Raw genomic sequence first — 1,707 nt, forward strand, 5'->3', positions numbered from 1 at the left:
TGGCGGCGGGTGACCGACGCCGTGCGCGACGCGGGCGGGCGGATGTTCCTACAGATCCAGCACGGCGGCCGCGTCGGGCACCCGGACAACAGCGGGCTCACGCCCGTCGCCCCCTCCCCGATCCCGCTTCCGGACACCGTCCACACCCCGACCGGCCCCCAACCGGCGGTCACTCCGCGGGAGATGACCCTCGACGAGATCCACGGGACGGTCGCCGACTTCGCGGCCGCCGCCCGCCGCGCCGTCGACGCGGGCTTCGCCGGGGTCGAGGTCCACGCGGCGAACGGCTACCTCCTCCAGCAGTTCCTCGCGCGGAACACCAACCACCGCACCGACGCCTACGGCGGCCCGGTCGCCCACCGCATCCGCTTCGTCGTCGAGGTCGTCCGCGCCGTCGCCGACGAGATCGACGCCGAGCGCGTCGGCGTGCGCATCGCGCCCGGCATCACCGTCAACGGCATCGAGGAGGGCGACACCGAGGACATCTATCCCCGGCTCGTCGACGCGCTCAAGGACATCGGCGACCTCGCCTACCTCCACGTCGTCTTCGCCGACCCGGACAGCGACCTCTTCCGGCAGCTCCGCGCGAGCTGGCCCGGCACGCTCGTCGCCAACCCCGTCCTCGGCTGGGGCGGTCCGCTGCCCGCCGACGGTGGCCGGGCCGCGGGCGAGCGGCTGCTGGCCGCGGGGGCGGACCTCGTCTCGCTGGGCCGCGCCTTCCTCGCCAACCCCGACCTGGTCGAGCGGATGCGCCTCGGCGCGCCGCTCAACGCCCCGCGGGACAAGGGCCTGATGTACGAGGGCGGGGCGGCGGGCTACACCGACTACCCGACCCTCAGCGGCGGCCGAGCAGCTCGGTGATCCGGGTCGGTCCGTCGGTGCCGTGGCCCTCCCCGATGACCCGGCGGACCAGGCCCTCGGCGGCGCGCATGACGCCCGCGTCGATGCCGTGGCCCTCGGAGGTGTGGATGACGTGGGCCATGGTCGACGCGGCCGACGTGATCGGGTTGCCTTCCCCGGAGTACGTGCCGTTGTCCACCTCCTCCGCGGACTCCTGGAAGGCCTCCGGGAGGATCGCGCCGATGCCCGCCGCGAACGGGGCCAGCTCCCGGGCCGAGATGCCCTCGGCCTTCGCCACCGCCAGGGCGTGCATGTACCCGGTCATCGCCGTCCAGAAGATGTCGAGCAGCGCCACGTCGTACGCCGCCGCCCTGCCGATGTCCTCGCCGAGGTGGGTGTGGGTGCCGCCCAGCGCTTCGAGGGCGGGGCGGTGCTCTTCGTAGAGCGCGGCCTCACCGCTGTGGATGAAGACCCCGTGCGGCGTTCCGATGGTCGTGGTCGGAGTCATGATCGCGCCGTCCAGGTACCGCACTCCGTGCGCGGCCGCCCAGCTCGCGGCCGACCTGGCCCGGTCAGGGGTGTCGGCGCTGAGGTTCACCACGGTGCGCCCCTTGAGCGCACGGGTGACGGCGTCATCGCGCAGGACGGCGTCCGACGCGTCGTAGTTGACGACGCAGACGACGGTCAACGGGCTCGCGGAGACGGCCTCTTCGGCGGTGCGGGCTCTGAGCGCACCGCGTTCGACCAGCTCGCCGTCCCGCCCGGGCGTCCGGTTCCACACGGTGGTCGGCACCCCGGCGGCCAGGAACGCGGCGGCGAGGGCCCTGCCCATGGGGCCGAGTCCCAGGACGGTGACCGGGGCGGGGG

2 protein-coding genes are annotated in these 1,707 nt (G+C 74.3%); one reads left to right on the forward strand and one right to left on the reverse strand.

The features are described from left to right. Positions 1-861: oxidoreductase (locus tag AOK03_RS37595; protein ID WP_055569858.1), on the forward strand; the 861-nt coding region annotated here is incomplete at its 5' end. On the opposite strand, the gene AOK03_RS37600 is transcribed toward AOK03_RS37595, so the two are convergent. Beyond that, entirely contained in the window at positions 836-1,687 is an 852-nt protein-coding gene (locus AOK03_RS37600) for an NAD(P)-dependent oxidoreductase (RefSeq protein WP_425264448.1), read from the reverse strand. The genes AOK03_RS37595 and AOK03_RS37600 overlap by 26 nt on opposite strands. Positions 1,688-1,707: the final 20 nt, after the last annotated feature.

It is taken from the genome of Streptomyces atriruber (genome assembly GCF_001418325.1).
Classification (GTDB): domain Bacteria; phylum Actinomycetota; class Actinomycetes; order Streptomycetales; family Streptomycetaceae; genus Streptomyces; species Streptomyces atriruber.